The following is a 20,074-nucleotide window of genomic DNA, read 5'->3' on the forward strand; positions in this document are numbered from 1 at the left end:
TCCGCCGACACGGCCGGAAGGTAGGCGCTGCACTATGCGGGATCCGCTGACCGCTCTCACCGATGCCTTCACCGCGTTCCTGTTCGGGAAGGTGGAGACGACCCGGCTTCCGGTGCGTACGTCGACGGGGCAGGCGCAGGCCGTCTATCTGCCGACGGCCGCGCCCGGCCTCGGCGACTCCGGCGTGATCATCGGCCGCGAGGTGTACTCCGGCAAGGGCTACATCTACGACCCCTTCCAGCTCTACGGTCAGCAGCTCCCGGCCCCCCACTGGCTCGTCCTCGGCGAGTCCGGCAACGGCAAGTCGGCGCTGGAGAAGACGTACGTACTGCGGCAGTTGAGGTTCAAGGACCGCCAGGTCGTGGTCCTCGACGCACAGGGCGAGGACGGCGTCGGCGAGTGGAACCTCATCGCCGAGGAGCTGGGCATAACTCCCATCCGGCTCGACCCGACGGCCGCCCTGGACATGGGCATCCGGCTCAACCCGCTGGACCCGGCGATCACCACGACAGGCCAGCTGGCGCTGCTGCGCACCATCATCGAGGTCGCGCTCGGGCACGGCCTCGACGAGCGCTCCGGCTTCGCGCTGAAGGTCGCGCACGCGTACGTGAACGAGACGATCGTCGACCGGCAGCCGGTCCTGCCCGACATCGTCGAGCAGCTCCGCCACCCGGAGCCGGAGTCGGCGGAGGCCATGAACGTGGCCCTTGAGGACGTCCGGGCCTGGGGTCTCGACGTGGCGCTCGTCATCGACCGGCTCGTCGACGGCGACCTGCGCGGCATGTTCGACGGGCCGACGACGGTCGGCATCGACCTCGACGCCCCGCTGATCGTCTTCGACCTGTCCCACATCGACCGGAACTCGATCGCGATGCCGATCCTGATGGCGATCGTGGGCGTGTGGCTGGAGCACACGTGGATCCGCCCCGACCGGAAGAAGCGCATCTTCCTGGTCGAGGAGGCCTGGCACATCATCAACAGCCCCTTCGTGGCCCAGCTCTTCCAGCGGCTGCTGAAGTTCGGCCGCCGCCTCGGCCTGTCCTTCGTGGCGGTCGTCCACCACCTGAGCGACGTGGTCGACGGCGCGGCCGCCAAGGAAGCGGCGGCGATCCTCAAGATGGCCTCCACGAGAACGATCTACGCCCAGAAAGCGGACGAGGCACGGGCCACGGGCCGGGTCCTCGGCCTGCCCCGCTGGGCGGTGGAGATCATCCCGACGCTCTCCCCCGGCATCGCCGTATGGGACGTCAACGGCAACGTGCAGGTGGTCAAACACCTGGTCACCGAGACCGAACGCCCACTGGTGTTCACCGACCGCGCCATGACGGAATCGTCCGCCGAGCAGTTCGTGGACGATGCCCTGGAGGCGGCCGAGCTGGAGGCCGAGGAACGGGCGGCCGCGTTCGTGGAGCAGCGCCTGGGCGGCTCCGAGTCGACGGTGGCGTGAACGGTGGCATGACAGGAATGCGGGACGAGCGGGGGCGCCGGATGGAGCGGGACTACCACCGGGACGACCGGGAGGGGCGCGGCCGGGGCGGTGTGCCCGACGGGCTGTTGGTCGGGGTCCTGGCGTTCCTCCTGGGCATGACGATCCTGGCGTGGACGGCGACGGGCCTCGCGGGCCTCTTCACGAAGGGCGCGTGGCCGACGGCCGTGACCTTCGCGAACACGCCGCTCGCCATGCGCTCCTTGATCGCCCGCCCGCACGACATCCCCGGCGCCTGGCCCGCCACCCCCGCCACCGAACTCTCCGGCTACGGCCTCTTCTGGGGCCTGTTCATCGGCCAGCTGATGATCCTGGTGGTCCTGACGGTGTTCGTGGCGGGAACGGTGGCGCGGTGGCGCGCGGTCCGGAAGAAGCGTCGCACCCAGGCCAACCAAGCGGCGCCGGCAAATCAGGCCCCGCCGGCGTTTGAGGCGCGGGGTCCGGGGTGGAGCCCCGATCTTTCAGCCCCGCCGGCGATTGAGGCGCGGGGTCCGGGGCAGAGCCCCGACATTTCAGCCCCGCCGGCGATTGAGGCGCGGGATCCGGGGCGGAGCCCCGACATTTCAGCCCCGCCGGCGTTTGAGGCGCGGGGCCCGGGGCAGAGCCCCGAGACGTCAACCACGCCTCCCGCACCCACACCCGTACCGGCCCAACGCGGACCCATCCACCTCGGCCCCCCGGCCGCCCGCCACCCCCTCGCCATAGAGGCCATCCAGGACGCCGAGGGCCCGGCCCTCGTGATCACGTCGTCCGCCGACGTCTGGGCGGAAACCAAGGACGCCCGCGCCAAACTCGGCCCCGTCCTCCTCTACGACCCCACCCACCGCTGCGACACCCCCGCCCGCATGCACTGGAACCCGGCCGCCGGCTGCACCGACAAGGAGACCGCCGCGGCCCGCGCCACCGCCCTGCTCGCCCCGATAAGGCCCACGGCCAAACTGGACTCGGCCCTCGCCGAAGCCGCCACCACCCTGCTGCGCAGCTACCTGCACGCCGCCGCCGTCGACGGCAAACCGTTTCGCCACGTCCACCGCTGGGCCCAGGGCACCCAGGTCCAGGACGCCGTACGCATCCTCCGTACGAACCCGAAGGCGGCCGCCGGCACCGCGGGCGAACTCGAGGCGGCCCTCACCTCGCACCCCGAACGCCGCGACATGGCACAGGAGTTGACCGCACGCGCACTGTCCTCCCTCTTCTCGGTGCACATCCGCGAGGCCTGCACGCCCAACCGAACGGATGCGCTCACTCTGGATTCCTTCGTGAACGAAGGGGGCACGCTTTATGTGGTCGGTGAACCCATCGAGGACCCGAAGGGGCAGCCCGGTGCGATGCCCCTGCTCACGGCCCTCGCCTCGAGCGTGGTCGAGCACGGCCGCCGCGTGGCCGCACGGTCACCCGCCGGCCGGCTCGACCCACCAATGACGCTCGTCCTCGACGACGTCGCGGCGGTGGCTCCGCTTCCCCAACTGCCGGAGCTGCTGGCCACCGGAGCGGACCGGGGTCTGGTCACCCTGGCCCTGCTCCGGTCCAGGGAACAGGGCCGCACCCGCTGGCCGGACGCGGAACTCCCCCTGAACTGAGGCCTACCGGCCGTACAGCTTCAGGAACACCGCGAGCCCGCTGGACACCCGGGCGTCGACCTCGGCGTCGGACATCGGCACCACCCCGAAGAACGTGTCCACCGTGACCGACCCGGGGATCAGCAGCAGGAAGTGCCGCCCGGCCTCCGCGGAGTTGGCCTCGTCGACCGCCAGACACCCCTGCTCGCCGAGCCGGAGCAGCGCCGCGCGCACCGCGTCCGCCGTCGCCCGCGGCCCGATCCGCTGCCACTCCTCGATGACGTCGGCGGGCAGATGCGCGCCCTCCGAGATGATGTGCCGTACGAGAAGCATGTGCGGCTCGTGGTCGCCGCGCCGCCCCATCCACTCCCGCGCGAGCGCGAGCAGATCCTCCTCCACGTCCATGACCTTGCCCAAATGCCGCTCGATCAGTGCGACATGAGCAGCAGTCACATTCTTGGCACTGTCGATCAGAACCTCACGGAAGAGGTTCTCCTTGCCACCGAAGTGGTTGTAGAGCGTGCGCGTGGAGACGCCCGCCTCGGCGGCGATCTCGTCGATGCCCGCGCGCGCGTACCCCTCGCGGCCGAAGACCGTCCGCGCCCCGCGCATCAGCGCCTGCCGCTTCTCGACGGTGCCCTTCCGCGGCGCCCGCCCGCCCGACTCCTGTGCCATGCCACTCCGTCCTCCGCCGTCCACGCCCAGCCTAGGCACAGAGACCTAGGTACAACGACGGTTGCACTTCTTACAACCACGGTTGTACTTTACCGGCATGGCAACCGAACCCCAGGCTTCGGCGGCCCGCGAAGTCGGCGGCAGCCGCTCCACGTTCACTCTCCTCGTCGTCCTCCTCGGCATGCTCACCCTGCCGATGGCCATGTCCGGCACCACGGTCGCGCTCCCGCGCATCGGCGCCGACCTCGACGCCACGGGCGCCGCGCTCCAGTGGGTGGTCGTCGGCTACTTCCTCGCCGCGTCCTCGTTCATGCTGGTCGCGGGCTCGCTCGGCGACCTGTACGGCCGCCGCCGGATCCTCACGGCGGGCGCCGCGCTCTACACGGCGGGCACCCTCGCCTCGGCCCTCGCCCAGAGCATCCTGCTCCTCGACGCGGCCCGGATCCTGTCCGGCATCGGCGCCGCGGGCGTGATGGCCAGCGGCAGCTCGCTGCTCGCCGCGACGTTCACGGGCCCCGCCCGCACCCGCGTCTTCGCCTCCCTCGGCACCACGGCGGGCCTCGGCCTCGCCTTCGGCCCGACGTTCTCCGGCTGGCTCGTGGACGCGGTCGGCTGGCGCGCCACCTTCCTGTCGTACGTCGCCGTGGGCACGGTCATCGTCGTCGGTACCCGCCTGATGCCGGAGTCCCGGGCGGACACCGGCCCGCGCGTCGACAAGGCGGGCGCGGCCACCTTCATCGCCGGCCTCGCCCTGGCCCTCTACGCGATCACGCAGGGCTCCAAGTCCGGCTGGACGGCGCCCCCGACGCTCATCCCCGCGGCCCTGTCCCTCGCCCTCCTCCTCACCTTCGTACGCGTCGAACGCCGCCTCGTCCGCACCGGCGAAGGCCGCCCGATCCTCGACCTGCGGCTCGCCCGCAACCCCGCGTTCCTCGGCTGGGCGGTCGGCTCCTTCGGGCTCGGCGCGGGCACCACCGGCGTCCTCACCTACCTGCCGACCTACCTCCAGGGCGCGAACGGCACGACGGCCCGCGCGGCCGGCCTCACGCTGCTGCTGATGACGGTGCCGATCCTGGCCCTGCCCCCGCTCGGCGCGCGCCTGGTCAACCGGGGCGTGCGGGCCCGCCACATCCTGGTCCTGTCCCTGCTCCTGCTGGCGGCGGGCAACGCATGGCTCACCACACTCCACCCCGGCATCCCGGTGACATCGCTGGCGGGCCCCCTGCTCACCATCGGCGCCGGCCAGGGCCTCTCCATCGGCATCATCGACGCCCAGGCCATGTCGATGGTCGCCCCGTCCGAGGTCGGCATGGCCTCCGGCTTCCTCAACACGGTCCGCGGCGGCACGGGCGCCATCATGCTCACGGTCTTCGGCGCCCTCCTCCTCGCGGCCCTCGACCCCCGGGTGGGCTCACCTGCCCTGGCGGCAAAAATCACGTCGGGCACGGGCGGCCACGCCGAGGAATTCACGGAGGCCTGGCGAGTGACGCTCTGGTTGATAACGGCCCTGATGACAGCCCTGGCCCTCACCGTGAACCGGCTTCTGCACCCCGCTGTGGGCACACACACCACCCCCACCGCGGGCAGCCCGCCCGCCCCCGCTGCGGACAGCCACTCCGCCCCCGCTGTGGGCAGGCGTCCCGCACGGCGAATGGGGTCTCCCCTGCTCGAGCGAAGCCGAGAGCTTGGGGAAGGGTGGGCACAGCCCCCGGCTGAGCGCAACGAAACGACCACGCACACCGAGTCAACCCGATAACCACGGAGGACCGCACCATGACCACGACCACAACCACGCCCACCCGCCCCCTCCGCGTAGCGATTGTCGTCGGGTCCACCCGCACCGGCCGCCTCGCCCCCACCGTCAGCGCCTGGTTCACGACCCAGGCCGAACGCCACACCCCCGAAACCCACTTCGACGTCATCGACCTGACCGACCTGGACCTCCCCGGAAACCACCCCGGCTGGGGCCACGAACCCACCCCGGCCCAGGCCGACTTGGCCTCCCGCGTGAACGCCGCCGACGCCTACGTCGTGATCACCCCCGAGTACAACCACAGCTTCCCGGCCCACCTGAAGCACTTCATCGACCTGCACCGCGACGAGTGGAAGGCCAAGCCCGTCGGCTTCGTCTCGTACGGCGGCGTGGGCGGCGGCCTCCGCGCCGTGGAACAACTCCGCCTGGTCTTCGCCGAGTTGCACTGCGCGACGATCCGCGACGGCGTCAGCTTCCACGGAGCCCACGACGGCCTCTTCGCCGAGGAAGGGCCGGCCCACGACGAAGAGGGCGCGGCCGGCGCCGCGAAGGTCATGCTCGACCAGCTGGCCTGGTGGGCCCACGCCCTGCGCACGGCCCGCGCGGAACACCCGTACGGCTAAAGCCGCTTGAGCTCCATCTCACGATCACGCTTGGAGGGGTCGCCCGGATTCGGGACGGCCCCTCCCGTGTGGACGAAGCCGAACTTCCGGTAGAACCCCTCGGCCCGCCGGTTGTCCTCATGGACGTACAGCCGCACCCGCGTGACGCCCTCAAGACCGAAAGCCCACTCCACGGCCGCGGAGAACAGCGCCTCCGCCACCCCGCTCCCCCGCGCCTCCGGCCGCACGTACACCGCGACGAGCTGCGCCTGCCGCCGCTCGACGGCCTCACCGAAGAAGTCCGAGGCACCCGCCTCCTCCACGAGCACCACCACGCTGCCGTCCCAGCGCCCGCCCGCACCATCGGCCTCGGCGACGAACTGCAGCGCCGTCGTCCCGTGCGCGGCCCGCTCGACCCGCCCCCGCCAGAACTCGTCCGGCTGCGCCAGCGCGTCCTCGTACGTCTCCAAATACGCGAGGGGTGCCGCCGGATCCCGCAGCGCCGCGAGCCGCAGCTCCCTCGCCGCACGCCACTCGTCGGCCAGCACGGGTCTGATCACGTAGTCCATACATCCGCACCCTAAGGGCGCGTAGTACCCGGGTACTACGGCATTTCCGCAGCTCGATGCCCCGGTCCGACGCCCGCACGGCCCCGCCCACGGCACCGTACTCACATGACGATCCGAGCCCACGGCCTCACAAAACGCTACGGCGGCAAGTCCGGAAAGACAGTCGTCCAGGACCTCACCTTCACGGTCGAGCCCGGCACGGTCACCGGCTTCCTCGGCCCCAACGGCGCGGGCAAGTCCACGACCATGCGCATGCTGCTCGGCCTCGACACCCCGACCGCGGGCCGCGCCACGATCGGCGGCCGTGCCTACGCCACCCACCCGGCCCCGCTCACCGAGGTCGGCGCGCTCCTGGAGGCGAAGGCCGTGCACCCCGGCCGCACCGCCTTCCACCACCTCACGTCGCTCGCCCTCACGCACGGCATCCCGCGCTCCCGCGTCGAGACGGTCCTCGACCTCGCGGGCCTCACCGAGGTGGCGGACAAGCGGGTCAAGGGCTTCTCCCTCGGCATGGGCCAGCGCCTCGGCATCGCGGCGGCGCTCCTCGGCGACCCCGCCACGATCATCCTCGACGAACCGGTCAACGGCCTCGACCCCGAGGGCGTCCTCTGGATCCGCACCCTCCTCAAGTCCCTTGCCCAGCAAGGCCGTACGGTCCTGGTCTCCTCCCACCTCATGTCGGAGATGGCGCTGACCGCCGAGCACCTGGTCGTGATCGGCCGCGGCCGCCTCCTCGCGGACACGACGGTCACCGATCTCGTACGTGAGTCAGGAGCGGCCTACGTGAAGGTGGTGACGCCAGAGGCGGATCGCCTGCGCGCCCTCCTGAACTCCGCCGACATCGCCATCGACCTCCCGGCAGGCGAGACGCCCGACACCCTCCACGTACGGGGCCTCGACGCCCCCGACATCGGCAGGATCGCCGCCGCGAGCGGCCTCCCCCTCTACGAACTCACCCCGAAGACGGCTTCGTTGGAGCAGGCCTTCATGGACCTCACCCACGACGCCGTCGAGTACCAGGCGACGACGGGCACGACGGCCACGGCCCTGACAGGAGCAGCACGATGACGACGACGACCACACCCCCTGCCACGTACGCGGTGACCCCGCGCCGCGTCCTGCACTCTGAATGGCACAAACTCCGTACGCTGCGCTCCACTTGGGTCACCCTCGCGGTCGCCTGCGCCCTGGTGATCGCCGTCGGCATCACGATGGGCGCCACCTACGACGGCGACGACTCGGAGATCGACACGGTCACCTTCGTCCTCCTCGGCACCCAGCTCTCCCAGATCTGCGTCGCCGTGCTCGGCATCCTGGTCACCGCCGGCGAGTACTCGACGGGCATGATCCGCGCCTCGCTCACGGCGGTGCCGCGCCGCCTGCCCGTGCTGTGGTCCAAGGCCACGGTCTTCGCGACGCTCGCCTTCACCCTCACCTTCGTGACGAACATCGTCACCTTCCTGCTGGCCCAGATCTGGCTCTCCGACACCGACAAGGCGCTCTCCCTCGCCGACTCCGGCGTCCTCGGCGCCCTCGCGGGCAACGCGGCGGCCGTCACCCTGCTGAGCCTGGTCGCCCTCGGCCTCGGCGCACTGCTGCGCTCGGTCCCGGCGGGCATCGGAGCCTTCGTCGGCCTCGTCCTGATCCTGCCGGAAGTGCTCGCCATGATCTCGGCGGACTTCGTCCAGGACGCCCTGCGCTTCTTCCCCACCAAGGCGTCCGAGTCCCTCGGCTCGATCACACAGACCGGTGACGCCGTCTCCCCGGCGGCGGCCCTGCTCAGCCTCTGCCTGTGGGCGGCGGCGGCCCTGGTCACCACGGCCCTCCTCCTCAAGCGCCGCGACGTCTGAACCCCGCGGTACATCGAGGAACGTACGAGGATGAGGACGTACGAGGATGATGACCAGGTGACGGATCACGAGCAGCCCCGCGAACCCCAACCGCTCACCGGGTACGCACAGCGGATCACCGAGCGGGTGCGCGCCTTCGACCGGCGCCGCCCGCTGGTCTGGGACGTGCTGGTGACGGCGTTCTTCGTGAGCGCGGCCCTCGCCGACGGGACCGGCGGCTGGCGCAACACCGCGGCCGATCCCGGGGCGCCCGAGTGGCTGGTCCTCCTGATGAGCCTGGGCCTGTCCGTGCCGGTGCTGTGGCGCCGCCGCCACCCGCTCGCGGCCCTCACGGCGATGGCGGTGGTCAGCCTCGTCAACAACTGGACGGGCGCCTGGCTGCAGGCCGCTCTCATCCAGTTCGTCGTGGTGTTCAACATCGCGCTGCGGCTGCCCCTGAAGACCCTCGGCCGGGCAGCCGTGCTGACCACGGTGCCCATGACGGCCACCTTCATCCGCTACCCGGCGGGCAGCTGGGACCAGCTGATCGTGCCGCAGCTCTGGAGCTTCGCGCTGGTCGCGCTCGCGGGCATCGCCGTCCGCTCCCGCCAGGACTACACCCAGGCCCTGGTCGAACGGGCCCGCCGGCTCGAAGTCGAACGCGACCAGCAGTCCCAGCTCGCGGCCGCCTCCGAACGCGCCCGCATCGCCCGCGAGATGCACGACATCATCGGCCACAACCTCTCCGTCATCACCGGCCTCGCCGACGGCGGTTCCTACGCTGCCGCCCGCAACCCGGAACGCGCGGGCCAGGCCCTCACCGCCATCGCCACCACCAGCCGCCACGCCCTGACGGAACTCCGCCGCCTCCTCGACGTACTGGGCGAGGAAGCCCCCTCACCCACGGCGGAGCTGACCCCGGCACCCGCGCTCGACGACCTCGACTCCCTGATCGAAGGCGTACGTTCGGCAGGGCTCCCGGTCCTCAAGAAGGTCGAGGGTGAACCGATACCGCTGCCGGCGGGCCTGGAACTCACGGTGTACCGAGTGGTCCAGGAGGCCCTCACCAACACCCTGAAGCACGGCGGCCCTTCGGCGACCTCCGAACTGCTCGTCTCGTACGCGACCGACGCGGTGACCGTGACCGTCACGGACACCGGCCGCGGCGCCCCCATGGACAGCCCCCGCACCGACGACCGCGGGGTCGGCCGCGGCATCGCCGGTATGAGAGAGCGAACGGCCCTCTACCGAGGCACACTTGAGGCCGGACCACGACCGGCCGGAGGCTGGCGGGTACACCTCCGCATCCCGATCCCGGAAGGGCCCACTGCGTGACCACCGTCCTCATCGTCGACGACCAGCCCATGCAGCGCTTCGGCTTCCGCATGCTCCTGGAGAGCCAGGACGACCTACGGGTCGCGGGCGAGGCCGGCACGGGCACGGAGGCGGTCCGCCTCGCGGCCGAGCTCACCCCCGATGTGGTCCTGATGGACATCCGCATGCCCGGCATGGACGGCATCGAGGCCACGCGCCGCATCATCGCCTCGGACCCCGAGGGCCCGCGCATCCTCATCCTCACGACATTCGACATGGACGAGTACGCGTACGCGGGCCTGCGCGCGGGCGCTTCCGGCTTCCTCATCAAGGACGCGCTCCCCGAGGAACTCCTGGCAGGCATCCGCGCGGTGGCCGCCGGCGACGCGATCGTCGCCCCCAGCCTCACCCGCCGCCTCCTCGACGCGTACGTCCACCATCTCCCGGCGGCCGCGGGCACTGCCCCGGCCGCCGATCCACGCATCGCCTCCCTCACGGACCGCGAACGCGAGATCCTCACGGTCATCGCCCAGGGCTGGAGCAACGCCGAGATCGCCGAACGCCTGCACCTCGCCGAATCGACGGTGAAGACCCATGTCTCCCGCATCCTCGCGAAAACGGGGGTGCGGGACAGAGTGCAGGCGGTGATCGTGGCGTACGACGCGAAACTTGTGGAGCCGGCCTGAAAACGCTCCTGAAACGCAGAAAAGCCCCGGACCGTATCCCGGTCCGGGGCTTTTCTCTAAAAATAGTTCGGCGGCGTCCTACTCTCCCACAGGGTCCCCCCTGCAGTACCATCGGCGCTGTGAGGCTTAGCTTCCGGGTTCGGAATGTAACCGGGCGTTTCCCTCACGCTATGACCACCGAAACACTATGAAACTGTCAACCGGAGCCGTAGCCAATCGGCTTCGACGGTTGTTCGTGGTTTCAGAACCAACACAGTGGACGCGAGCAACTGAGGACAAGCCCTCGGCCTATTAGTACCGGTCACCTCCACACCTTACGGTGCTTCCAGATCCGGCCTATCAACCCAGTCGTCTACTGGGAGCCTTAACCCCTCAAAGGGGGTGGGAATACTCATCTCGAAGCAGGCTTCCCGCTTAGATGCTTTCAGCGGTTATCCTTTCCGAACGTAGCCAACCAGCCATGCCCTTGGCAGGACAACTGGCACACCAGAGGTTCGTCCGTCCCGGTCCTCTCGTACTAGGGACAGCCCTTCTCAATATTCCTACGCGCACAGAGGATAGGGACCGAACTGTCTCACGACGTTCTAAACCCAGCTCGCGTACCGCTTTAATGGGCGAACAGCCCAACCCTTGGGACCGACTCCAGCCCCAGGATGCGACGAGCCGACATCGAGGTGCCAAACCATCCCGTCGATATGGACTCTTGGGGAAGATCAGCCTGTTATCCCCGGGGTACCTTTTATCCGTTGAGCGACGGCGCTTCCACAAGCCACCGCCGGATCACTAGTCCCGACTTTCGTCCCTGCTCGACCCGTCGGTCTCACAGTCAAGCTCCCTTGTGCACTTACACTCAACACCTGATTACCAACCAGGCTGAGGGAACCTTTGGGCGCCTCCGTTACTCTTTGGGAGGCAACCGCCCCAGTTAAACTACCCATCAGACACTGTCCCTGATCCGGATCACGGACCCAGGTTAGACATCCAGCACGACCAGAGTGGTATTTCAACGACGACTCCACAACCACTGGCGTGGCCGCTTCAAAGTCTCCCACCTATCCTACACAAGCCGAACCGAACACCAATATCAAACTGTAGTAAAGGTCCCGGGGTCTTTCCGTCCTTCTGCGCGAAACGAGCATCTTTACTCGTAGTGCAATTTCACCGGGCCTATGGTTGAGACAGTCGAGAAGTCGTTACGCCATTCGTGCAGGTCGGAACTTACCCGACAAGGAATTTCGCTACCTTAGGATGGTTATAGTTACCACCGCCGTTTACTGGCGCTTAAGTTCTCAGCTTCGCCACACCGAAATGTGACTAACCGGTCCCCTTAACGTTCCAGCACCGGGCAGGCGTCAGTCCGTATACATCGCCTTACGGCTTCGCACGGACCTGTGTTTTTAGTAAACAGTCGCTTCTCGCTGGTCTCTGCGGCCACCCCCAGCTCAGAGTGCAAGACTCATCACCAGTGATGGCCCCCCTTCTCCCGAAGTTACGGGGGCATTTTGCCGAGTTCCTTAACCATAGTTCACCCGAACGCCTCGGTATTCTCTACCTGACCACCTGAGTCGGTTTAGGGTACGGGCCGCCATGAAACTCGCTAGAGGCTTTTCTCGACAGCATAGGATCATCCACTTCACCACAATCGGCTCGGCATCAGGTCTCAGCCTTGTGTGCGACGGATTTACCTACCGCACGGCCTACACCCTTACCCCGGGACTACCATCGCCCGGGCTGGACTACCTTCCTGCGTCACCCCATCGCTCACCTACTACCAGCTTGGGCCGGCGGCTCCACCACTTTCCATTCCCCGAAGGGTCCGGAACGGCTTCACGGCCTTAGCATCACTGGATTCGATGTCTTTCGCTTCACAGCGGGTACCGGAATATCAACCGGTTATCCATCGACTACGCCTGTCGGCCTCGCCTTAGGTCCCGACTTACCCTGGGCAGATCAGCTTGACCCAGGAACCCTTAGTCAATCGGCGCACACGTTTCTCACGTGTGTATCGCTACTCATGCCTGCATTCTCACTCGTGAACCGTCCACAACTACCTTCCGGTGCTGCTTCACCCGGCACACGACGCTCCCCTACCCATCCATACAGGCGTTGGCCCTATGTGTATGAATGACACGACTTCGGCGGTACGCTTGAGCCCCGCTACATTGTCGGCGCGGAATCACTTGACCAGTGAGCTATTACGCACTCTTTCAAGGGTGGCTGCTTCTAAGCCAACCTCCTGGTTGTCTCTGCGACTCCACATCCTTTCCCACTTAGCGTACGCTTAGGGGCCTTAGTCGATGCTCTGGGCTGTTTCCCTCTCGACCATGGAGCTTATCCCCCACAGTCTCACTGCCGTGCTCTCACTTACCGGCATTCGGAGTTTGGCTAAGGTCAGTAACCCGGTAGGGCCCATCGCCTATCCAGTGCTCTACCTCCGGCAAGAAACACACGACGCTGCACCTAAATGCATTTCGGGGAGAACCAGCTATCACGGAGTTTGATTGGCCTTTCACCCCTAACCACAGGTCATCCCCCAGGTTTTCAACCCTGGTGGGTTCGGTCCTCCACGAAGTCTTACCTCCGCTTCAACCTGCCCATGGCTAGATCACTCCGCTTCGGGTCTTGAGCGCGCTACTATGTCGCCCTATTCGGACTCGCTTTCGCTACGGCTTCCCCACACGGGTTAACCTCGCAACACACCGCAAACTCGCAGGCTCATTCTTCAAAAGGCACGCAGTCACGACGCATTGAGTAAACTCAATGCGCGACGCTCCCACGGCTTGTAGGCACACGGTTTCAGGTACTATTTCACTCCGCTCCCGCGGTACTTTTCACCATTCCCTCACGGTACTATCCGCTATCGGTCACCAGGGAATATTTAGGCTTAACGGGTGGTCCCGCCAGATTCACACAGGATTTCTCGGGCCCCGTGCTACTTGGGTGTCTCTCAAACGAGCCGCTAATGTTTCGACTACGGGGGTCTTACCCTCTACGCCGGACCTTTCGCATGTCCTTCGCCTACATCAACGGTTTCTTACTCGTCGACCAACCGGCAGATTGGTCAAGAGAGATCCCACAACCCCGTACACGCAACCCCTGCCGGGTCTCACACGTATACGGTTTGGCCTCATCCAGTTTCGCTCGCCACTACTCCCGGAATCACGGTTGTTTTCTCTTCCTGCGGGTACTGAGATGTTTCACTTCCCCGCGTTCCCTCCACACTGCCTATATATTCAGCAGCGGGTGACAGCCCATGACGACTGCCGGGTTTCCCCATTCGGAAACCCCCGGATCAAAGCCTGGTTGACGACTCCCCGGGGACTATCGTGGCCTCCCACGTCCTTCATCGGTTCCTGGTGCCAAGGCATCCACCGTGCGCCCTTAAAAACTTGGCCACAGATGCTCGCGTCCACTGTGCAGTTCTCAAACAACGACCAACCACCCGTCACACACCAAGAACCTTGGCGCTTCACCGGGGCCGGCACTGAAGGCGACCATACGGCCGTACCTTCAGATACCCAACAGCGTGCCCGGCCCGACCTGTTCACTCTCACATTCCACGCCGAAGCAGTACTAGTGAAGCCAACCGATCGTGCCGAATAATCAACGTTCCACCCATGAGCAACCACCGTCGAACGTTTGCCGACGTAATGGCCCTGGACCACCAAACAACGTTTGGCGGCCTAGATGCTCCTTAGAAAGGAGGTGATCCAGCCGCACCTTCCGGTACGGCTACCTTGTTACGACTTCGTCCCAATCGCCAGTCCCACCTTCGACAGCTCCCTCCCACAAGGGGTTGGGCCACCGGCTTCGGGTGTTACCGACTTTCGTGACGTGACGGGCGGTGTGTACAAGGCCCGGGAACGTATTCACCGCAGCAATGCTGATCTGCGATTACTAGCAACTCCAACTTCATGGGGTCGAGTTGCAGACCCCAATCCGAACTGAGACCGACTTTTTGAGATTCGCTCCACCTTGCGGTATCGCAGCTCATTGTATCGGCCATTGTAGCACGTGTGCAGCCCAAGACATAAGGGGCATGATGACTTGACGTCGTCCCCACCTTCCTCCGAGTTGACCCCGGCGGTCTCCTGTGAGTCCCCATCACCCCGAAGGGCATGCTGGCAACACAGAACAAGGGTTGCGCTCGTTGCGGGACTTAACCCAACATCTCACGACACGAGCTGACGACAGCCATGCACCACCTGTACACCGACCACAAGGGGGCGCCCATCTCTGGACGTTTCCGGTGTATGTCAAGCCTTGGTAAGGTTCTTCGCGTTGCGTCGAATTAAGCCACATGCTCCGCTGCTTGTGCGGGCCCCCGTCAATTCCTTTGAGTTTTAGCCTTGCGGCCGTACTCCCCAGGCGGGGCACTTAATGCGTTAGCTGCGGCGCGGACAACGTGGAATGTTGCCCACACCTAGTGCCCACCGTTTACGGCGTGGACTACCAGGGTATCTAATCCTGTTCGCTCCCCACGCTTTCGCTCCTCAGCGTCAGTAATGGCCCAGAGATCCGCCTTCGCCACCGGTGTTCCTCCTGATATCTGCGCATTTCACCGCTACACCAGGAATTCCGATCTCCCCTACCACACTCTAGCTAGCCCGTATCGACTGCAGACTCGGGGTTAAGCCCCGAGCTTTCACAATCGACGTGACAAGCCGCCTACGAGCTCTTTACGCCCAATAATTCCGGACAACGCTTGCGCCCTACGTATTACCGCGGCTGCTGGCACGTAGTTAGCCGGCGCTTCTTCTGCAGGTACCGTCACTTTCGCTTCTTCCCTGCTGAAAGAGGTTTACAACCCGAAGGCCGTCATCCCTCACGCGGCGTCGCTGCATCAGGCTTTCGCCCATTGTGCAATATTCCCCACTGCTGCCTCCCGTAGGAGTCTGGGCCGTGTCTCAGTCCCAGTGTGGCCGGTCGCCCTCTCAGGCCGGCTACCCGTCGTCGCCTTGGTGAGCCATTACCTCACCAACAAGCTGATAGGCCGCGGGCTCATCCTTCACCGCCGGAGCTTTTAACCCCCATCCAGGAGAATGGGAGTGTTATCCGGTATTAGACCTCGTTTCCAAGGCTTGTCCCAGAGTGAAGGGCAGATTGCCCACGTGTTACTCACCCGTTCGCCACTAATCCACCCCGAAGGGCTTCATCGTTCGACTTGCATGTGTTAAGCACGCCGCCAGCGTTCGTCCTGAGCCAGGATCAAACTCTCCGTGAATGTTTCCCCGTAATCGGGGTGACACCACGAGAGCGGAACAGTCGGAGGAATAATCCGACCGTTCACAGCGTCCTCGCTGTGCGCCTGCCGACCCGAAGGCCTGCAGGACTTTTCAAAGGAACCTCGCCCCAGCAGATGCTGGAGACGGGGTATCAACATATCTGGCGTTGATTTTTGGCACGCTGTTGAGTTCTCAAGGAACGGACGCTTCCTTTGTACTCACCCTCTCGGGCTTTCCTCCGGGCGCTTCCCTTCGGTCTTGCTGTTTTGCGTTTCCGACTCTATCAGATCGTTTTCCGATCCGTTTTCCTCGGTCCCGCTTCGCTTTCCGGCCTTTCGGCTTTCCGGCGAGTCCGACTCTATCAGATCCTTTCGGGCCTGATTCTCAGTCAGAGGCCCCCGCGTTAGCGGAGATTGTTGCTGCGTCTTCGCGGCTGTTGGGCCGTTCCGACGTTCCAAACTTTAGCGGATTCCCCGTCCCCGAGCGAATCGGGGGTTCGGAATTGAATTCGGGCACGCCGAATAGAATCCCGGTTGGGAGATCGTGCTGAGATTGGGTGCCGCTTGAGCGGCGGATGTGCTGCCGAAGAACCGTTACGGCTCCGTGGCAACCCGAGGTACCTTACGGACCGGGGAAGGCCGTGTCAACCCTCCCCTCTGGCCGACTTCAGCTGAGGTCGTTGAGGCGCCCGCCGGCGTCCGGCTGGGCGTCTTCCACGCGACGTAGAAGACGGGTGAGGACCTCGCCCAGCGCGCTGCGCTCCTTCGGGTTGAGGTCCTGGAGCAGGTCCTCCTCGAAGACCGACGCGAGGCGCATCGCCTCCAGCCACTTCTCGCGGCCCTCCGCGGTCAGCTCCACGATGACGCGGACGCGGTTGTTCTCGTCGCGGTCGCGGGTGACCAGGCCCTCCTGGACCATGCGGTCGATGCGGTGGGTCATCGCGGCGGGGGTCAGGCCGAGGCGCTTGGCGAGGTCGCCGGGGCCCATCCGGTAGGGGGCGCCGGAGAGGACGAGGGCCTTGAGGACCTCCCAGTCGGTGTTGCTGATCCCTATCTCGGCGGTCTGGCGTCCGTAGGCCACGTTCATGCGGCGGTTGAGTCTGCCGAGCGCCGAGACGATCTGCTCGACCTGGGGGTCGAGGGCCTGGAACTCGCGCTGGTACGCGGCGATCTGCTCTTCGAGCGTCGGCTCGGCCGCCGGTGCGCCTGGGGTGTCCGCCATGCCGCGCAGTATGGCACGGGAGTGGTTGGCGTTAAAGTCCTTGGGTGTGTACTCTTTAGCTTCTAACTTTAGCTTCGAAGTCTTCAGGGTTAAGGCCCCGAAGCAGTGAAAGGGCAGGTGAAAGTGACCAGGGCGATGGGCGCCGCGATGCGCCGAATTCAGGTGGGCAGCGCGCTGAGCGCGTTCGGCATCGGCTTCACGGTTCCGTTCCTCTACGTGTACGTGGCGGAGGTCCGGGGGCTCGGGGCCAGTGCGGCGGGGATCGTGCTGGCCGCCTTCGCCATGGCCGCCCTGGTCGTCCTGCCCTTCACCGGTCGCGCGATCGACCGGCGCGGTCCGCTGCCCGTGCTCGTCGCGGCCTCGGTCGTGGCGTCCGTCGGAGCGGTCGGGCTCGGGTTCGCCACGTACGAACCGGCCGCCATCGTGGCCGCCGCGGTACTGGGTGCCGGGACGGCGGTGCTGCAGCCGGCGCTCGCCACCATGATCGTGTGGTGCTCCGCGCCGGAGACGCGCACGCGTTCGTTCGCGACGCAGTTCTTCCTTCAGAACCTGGGGCTCGGCATCGGCGGCCTCATCGGCGGCCAGATCGTCGACGAGTCCAGGCCGGACAGCTTCCTGCTGCTCTTCTCCATCGAGGCCGTGATGTTCCTGGTGCTCGCCGGGATCGTGCTGACCGTGCGGATGCCGCAGGCGCCCGCGCTCGGTGAGGCCATGCCGAAGGACGAGGGCAAGGGCGGCATGCGGGCGCTGCTCGGGCACCGGGCGATGGTGCAGCTGTGCGTGCTCGGGTTCGTACTGTTCTTCGCCTGCTACGGGCAGTTCGAGTCGGGGCTGAGTGCCTACGGTGTCGAGGCGGCCGGGATCTCGGCGTCCACGCTCGGGATCGCGCTCGCCGCCAACACGGCGATGATCGTGATCGCCCAGTTCGCCGTGCTCAAGCTGGTCGAGCGCCGCAAGCGCTCGCGGGCGATCGCCACGGTGGGGCTCATCTGGACCGTCGCGTGGCTGTTCGCCGGGTACGCGGGGATCGGGCACGGGAGCCAGGCGATGGCGACCGCCGCGTTCATCTCCACGTACGCGCTGTTCGGTCTCGGTGAGGCGATGCTGTCGCCGACCGTGGCACCGCTGGTCGCCGATCTCGCTCCGGCCGGGATGGTCGGCTCGTACAACTCGGCCTTCGCGCTGGTGAAGCAGCTCGCGCTGGCGGTCGGGCCTGCCGTGGGCGGGCCGATGGGGGCCGCGCTGCACGGTCCCTACATCGTGACGTTCGTGCTGTTCTCGCTGGCCGTCACCGTTCTGGCGCTGCGGCTCGGCAAGCGGCTCACGCCGGTGCAGGACCAGCCGTCGCTGGCCGGCAGCCGTGTGGTGATGCAGAGCTCGCCGGAGCCCGCCACCGCGACGTCCGGCTGAGACGTCACGCCGGGGGCGCTGCCTGGGCCTTGCCCGGTGGGAGCACGAACTCGCACCACACCGCCTTGCCGCCGTCCGGTGTGCGCCGCGAGCCCCAGTTCGAGGCGATCGTGGCGACGATCGCGATGCCACGCCCCGCCTCGTCCGCCGGTTCCGCGCGGCGGCGGCGCGGCAGGTGGTCGTCGCCGTCGGTCACCTCGATGATCAGGCGGCGGTCCGTGCGGCGCAGACGCAGGCGCATCGGCGGGGTGCCGTGCTGGAGGGAGTTGGCGACGAGTTCGCTGGCCGCGAGGACGCCCAGGTCGTGGAGTTCGTCGGCGAACCGCCAGCTGGTGAGGACGCCGGACGCGAAGGCACGCGCGCGTGGGGCCGCCTCCACGCCGCCGAGCAGTTCGAGCGCCGCGTTGCGGAAGCGCTCGCCGTCGGTGCCCTTGCGGGCCGGGTGCTGGAGGACCAGGACCGCGACGTCGTCGTCGTGATCGGCCGTCACTCCGGCCGCGCGGATCAGACGGTCGCAGACCACTTGGGGCGTGCCGGTCGCGCCCGCCAGGGCGTTCTCGAGCGCGGCTACCCCTTCGTCGATGTCCTCGTCGCGCCGCTCCACCAGGCCGTCGGTGTACATGACGGCGGTGGATCCGGCGCCGAGCGGCACCGAGCCCGAGGCGTGCAGCCAGCCGCCGGTGCCGAGCGGCGGGCCCGTGGGCTCGTCGCCGCGGTGGATCGTGCCGTTCTCGTCGCGTACGAGGATCGGCAGATGGCCCGCGGACGCGTAGACGAGGCGGCCCTCGTTCGGGTCGTGGACGGCGTAGACGCAGGTGGCGATCTGGTGCGGGTCGATCTCCGTGGCGAGGCCGTCCAGTAGTTGGAGTACCTCGTGCGGGGGCAGGTCCAGGCGCGCGTAGGCGCGGACCGCCGTGCGGAGCTGGCCCATGACGGCCGCCGCCCGGACGCCGCGGCCCATGACGTCGCCGATCACCAGGGCCGTGCGGCCACCGCCCAGGGTGATGACGTCGTACCAGTCGCCGCCGACCGCGGCCTCGGTGCCGCCGGGCTGGTAGGTGGCCGCGATCCGCAGATCGTCGGGCTCCTCCAACTCCTGTGGCAGGAGCGAGCGTTGGAGCGTCACCGCCGTCTCGCGCTGTTCGCGCTCGCTGGTGCGCAGGCGCTCCGCCGCCTCCGCGTGGTCCGTGACATCGGCCGCGAAGATCAGTACGCCGGGGCCGTCCGCGGTCTCCAGCGGGGTGCAGGTGACGGTGTACGAGCGGCCGCCGGACGTCTTGCGGGACTTGACCGTGCGGGGCTTGCCGCTGCGCAGCACCTGGTCGAGGAACGGGAGCAGGCTCAGCTCGTCGAGCTCGGGCAGCTCCTCGTGGGCGGGCTCGCCGGTGGTGCGCTCGCCAAAGGCAGCTACGTAGGCGTCGTTGACGTACGCGATGCGGTGCTCGGGGCCGTGCACCAGGGCGACGAGGGCGGGGATGCGGTCGAGGACCTCGCGTACGGGCAGCTCGTCGACGCCGCCCTCCTCGCCTGGCGCCTCTTGGGACAGGTGCTCGGCGCGGGCGGCGGGGACCGCGCCGTCGGGCCGCGGGGGTCCGCCGTGGTCGGGCCGCTGGGGACCGCCGTGGTCGGCCCGCGCGGCGGCGCGACGCTGCGTTCCGGGGAGCCGGGCGCTCCAGCGCGTGAAGTTCACAGGGGAAAAGCCTCGTGGGTTCGAGGGCGGGCGAGGGGCCCGCCCAGGGTCGTGG

At 67.3% G+C, this 20,074-nt stretch carries 13 protein-coding genes and 3 rRNA genes; 9 read left to right on the top strand and 7 right to left on the bottom strand.

Features of this window, described 5'->3' with window-relative positions:
* The first annotated feature begins 34 nt into the window (after positions 1-34).
* Together ACOKM3_RS20775 and ACOKM3_RS20780 are read left to right on the top strand one after the other, a co-directional pair.
* Complete coding sequence (locus tag ACOKM3_RS20775; protein WP_426902512.1) at positions 35-1,447, top strand: ATP-binding protein; 1,413 nt, start codon at positions 35-37, stop codon at positions 1,445-1,447.
* Between the two features lie 17 nt (positions 1,448-1,464).
* Positions 1,465-3,066, top strand: coding sequence for a type IV secretory system conjugative DNA transfer family protein (locus ACOKM3_RS20780; RefSeq protein WP_426906854.1), 1,602 nt, complete (start codon positions 1,465-1,467; stop codon positions 3,064-3,066).
* Positions 3,067-3,069: 3 nt separating this feature from the next.
* Here ACOKM3_RS20780 and ACOKM3_RS20785 read toward each other — a convergent pair whose 3' ends face one another.
* A complete protein-coding gene (locus ACOKM3_RS20785) occupies positions 3,070-3,720 on the bottom strand; it encodes a TetR/AcrR family transcriptional regulator (protein WP_426902514.1) in 651 nt (216 codons plus the stop codon).
* Between the two features lie 97 nt (positions 3,721-3,817).
* Here ACOKM3_RS20785 and ACOKM3_RS20790 point away from each other — a divergent pair, with 97 nt between their 5' ends.
* Both ACOKM3_RS20790 and ACOKM3_RS20795 read left to right on the top strand, forming a co-directional pair.
* Entirely contained in the window at positions 3,818-5,476 is a 1,659-nt protein-coding gene (locus ACOKM3_RS20790) for an MFS transporter (protein ID WP_426902516.1), read from the top strand.
* Positions 5,477-5,493: 17 nt separating this feature from the next.
* A complete protein-coding gene (locus ACOKM3_RS20795; protein ID WP_426902518.1) occupies positions 5,494-6,096 on the top strand; it encodes an NADPH-dependent FMN reductase in 603 nt (200 codons plus the stop codon).
* Here ACOKM3_RS20795 and ACOKM3_RS20800 read toward each other — a convergent pair.
* Complete coding sequence (locus ACOKM3_RS20800; RefSeq protein WP_426902520.1) at positions 6,093-6,644, bottom strand: GNAT family N-acetyltransferase; 552 nt, start codon at positions 6,642-6,644, stop codon at positions 6,093-6,095. The genes ACOKM3_RS20795 and ACOKM3_RS20800 overlap by 4 nt on opposite strands.
* Before the next feature lie 105 nt (positions 6,645-6,749).
* Between ACOKM3_RS20800 and ACOKM3_RS20805 the strand changes: the two genes are divergently transcribed.
* The 4 genes from ACOKM3_RS20805 to ACOKM3_RS20820 are packed head-to-tail and all read left to right on the top strand — an operon-like array spanning position 6,750 to position 10,473.
* On the top strand, positions 6,750-7,712 hold the full coding sequence (locus ACOKM3_RS20805) for an ATP-binding cassette domain-containing protein (protein ID WP_426902522.1): 963 nt from the start codon (positions 6,750-6,752) through the stop codon (positions 7,710-7,712).
* The gene (locus ACOKM3_RS20810) at positions 7,709-8,494 is read left to right on the top strand and encodes an ABC transporter permease (RefSeq protein WP_426902524.1); all 786 of its coding nucleotides are present in this window, start codon (positions 7,709-7,711) and stop codon (positions 8,492-8,494) included. The genes ACOKM3_RS20805 and ACOKM3_RS20810 overlap by 4 nt, the downstream gene beginning before the upstream one ends.
* Before the next feature lie 30 nt (positions 8,495-8,524).
* Positions 8,525-9,808 (top strand): sensor histidine kinase, encoded by a 1,284-nt coding sequence (locus ACOKM3_RS20815; RefSeq protein WP_426902526.1) that lies wholly within the window; start codon positions 8,525-8,527, stop codon positions 9,806-9,808.
* Positions 9,805-10,473, top strand: a complete 669-nt coding sequence (locus ACOKM3_RS20820; RefSeq protein WP_426902528.1) for a response regulator — start codon at positions 9,805-9,807, stop codon at positions 10,471-10,473. The genes ACOKM3_RS20815 and ACOKM3_RS20820 overlap by 4 nt, the downstream gene beginning before the upstream one ends.
* Before the next feature lie 65 nt (positions 10,474-10,538).
* Here the strand turns inward: ACOKM3_RS20820 and rrf are convergent.
* From rrf to ACOKM3_RS20840, 4 genes are all read right to left on the bottom strand, one after another.
* A 5S ribosomal RNA gene (gene rrf / locus ACOKM3_RS20825) occupies positions 10,539-10,655 on the bottom strand.
* Positions 10,656-10,744: 89 nt separating this feature from the next.
* Positions 10,745-13,868: ribosomal RNA gene (locus tag ACOKM3_RS20830) — 23S ribosomal RNA — on the bottom strand.
* 303 nt (positions 13,869-14,171) lie between these two features.
* A 16S ribosomal RNA gene (locus tag ACOKM3_RS20835) occupies positions 14,172-15,697 on the bottom strand.
* The 16S, 23S and 5S rRNA genes sit together here, the layout of an rRNA operon.
* A gap of 667 nt (positions 15,698-16,364) precedes the next feature.
* Positions 16,365-16,919 (bottom strand): MarR family winged helix-turn-helix transcriptional regulator, encoded by a 555-nt coding sequence (locus ACOKM3_RS20840; protein ID WP_426902530.1) that lies wholly within the window; start codon positions 16,917-16,919, stop codon positions 16,365-16,367.
* A gap of 135 nt (positions 16,920-17,054) precedes the next feature.
* Between ACOKM3_RS20840 and ACOKM3_RS20845 the strand changes: the two genes are divergently transcribed.
* Positions 17,055-18,329 carry an MFS transporter gene (locus tag ACOKM3_RS20845; protein WP_426906855.1) on the top strand — a complete coding sequence of 425 codons (1,275 nt, stop codon included), beginning with the start codon at positions 17,055-17,057 and terminating at the stop codon, positions 18,327-18,329.
* Positions 18,330-18,333: 4 nt separating this feature from the next.
* On the opposite strand, the gene ACOKM3_RS20850 is transcribed toward ACOKM3_RS20845, so the two are convergent.
* Positions 18,334-20,019 carry an ATP-binding SpoIIE family protein phosphatase gene (locus tag ACOKM3_RS20850; protein WP_426902532.1) on the bottom strand — a complete coding sequence of 562 codons (1,686 nt, stop codon included), beginning with the start codon at positions 20,017-20,019 and terminating at the stop codon, positions 18,334-18,336.
* Between the last annotated feature and the right edge of the window lie 55 nt (positions 20,020-20,074).

Origin of the sequence: Streptomyces nidicola (genome assembly GCF_050106155.1) — a bacterium.
Taxonomy (GTDB): Bacteria; Actinomycetota; Actinomycetes; order Streptomycetales; family Streptomycetaceae; genus Streptomyces.

Bases quoted from the DNA above. Each gene is read 5' to 3' on its own strand.
- ACOKM3_RS20775 (WP_426902512.1), top strand. From the start codon at position 35: ATGCGGGATCCGCTGACCGCTCTCACCGATGCCTTCACCGCGTTCCTG.
- ACOKM3_RS20780 (WP_426906854.1), top strand. From the start codon at position 1,465: ATGCGGGACGAGCGGGGGCGCCGGATGGAGCGGGACTACCACCGGGAC.
- ACOKM3_RS20785 (WP_426902514.1), bottom strand. From the start codon at position 3,720: ATGGCACAGGAGTCGGGCGGGCGGGCGCCGCGGAAGGGCACCGTCGAG.
- ACOKM3_RS20790 (WP_426902516.1), top strand. From the start codon at position 3,818: ATGGCAACCGAACCCCAGGCTTCGGCGGCCCGCGAAGTCGGCGGCAGC.
- ACOKM3_RS20795 (WP_426902518.1), top strand. From the start codon at position 5,494: ATGACCACGACCACAACCACGCCCACCCGCCCCCTCCGCGTAGCGATT.
- ACOKM3_RS20800 (WP_426902520.1), bottom strand. From the start codon at position 6,644: ATGGACTACGTGATCAGACCCGTGCTGGCCGACGAGTGGCGTGCGGCG.
- ACOKM3_RS20805 (WP_426902522.1), top strand. From the start codon at position 6,750: ATGACGATCCGAGCCCACGGCCTCACAAAACGCTACGGCGGCAAGTCC.
- ACOKM3_RS20810 (WP_426902524.1), top strand. From the start codon at position 7,709: ATGACGACGACGACCACACCCCCTGCCACGTACGCGGTGACCCCGCGC.
- ACOKM3_RS20815 (WP_426902526.1), top strand. From the start codon at position 8,525: ATGAGGACGTACGAGGATGATGACCAGGTGACGGATCACGAGCAGCCC.
- ACOKM3_RS20840 (WP_426902530.1), bottom strand. From the start codon at position 16,919: ATGGCGGACACCCCAGGCGCACCGGCGGCCGAGCCGACGCTCGAAGAG.
- ACOKM3_RS20845 (WP_426906855.1), top strand. From the start codon at position 17,055: ATGGGCGCCGCGATGCGCCGAATTCAGGTGGGCAGCGCGCTGAGCGCG.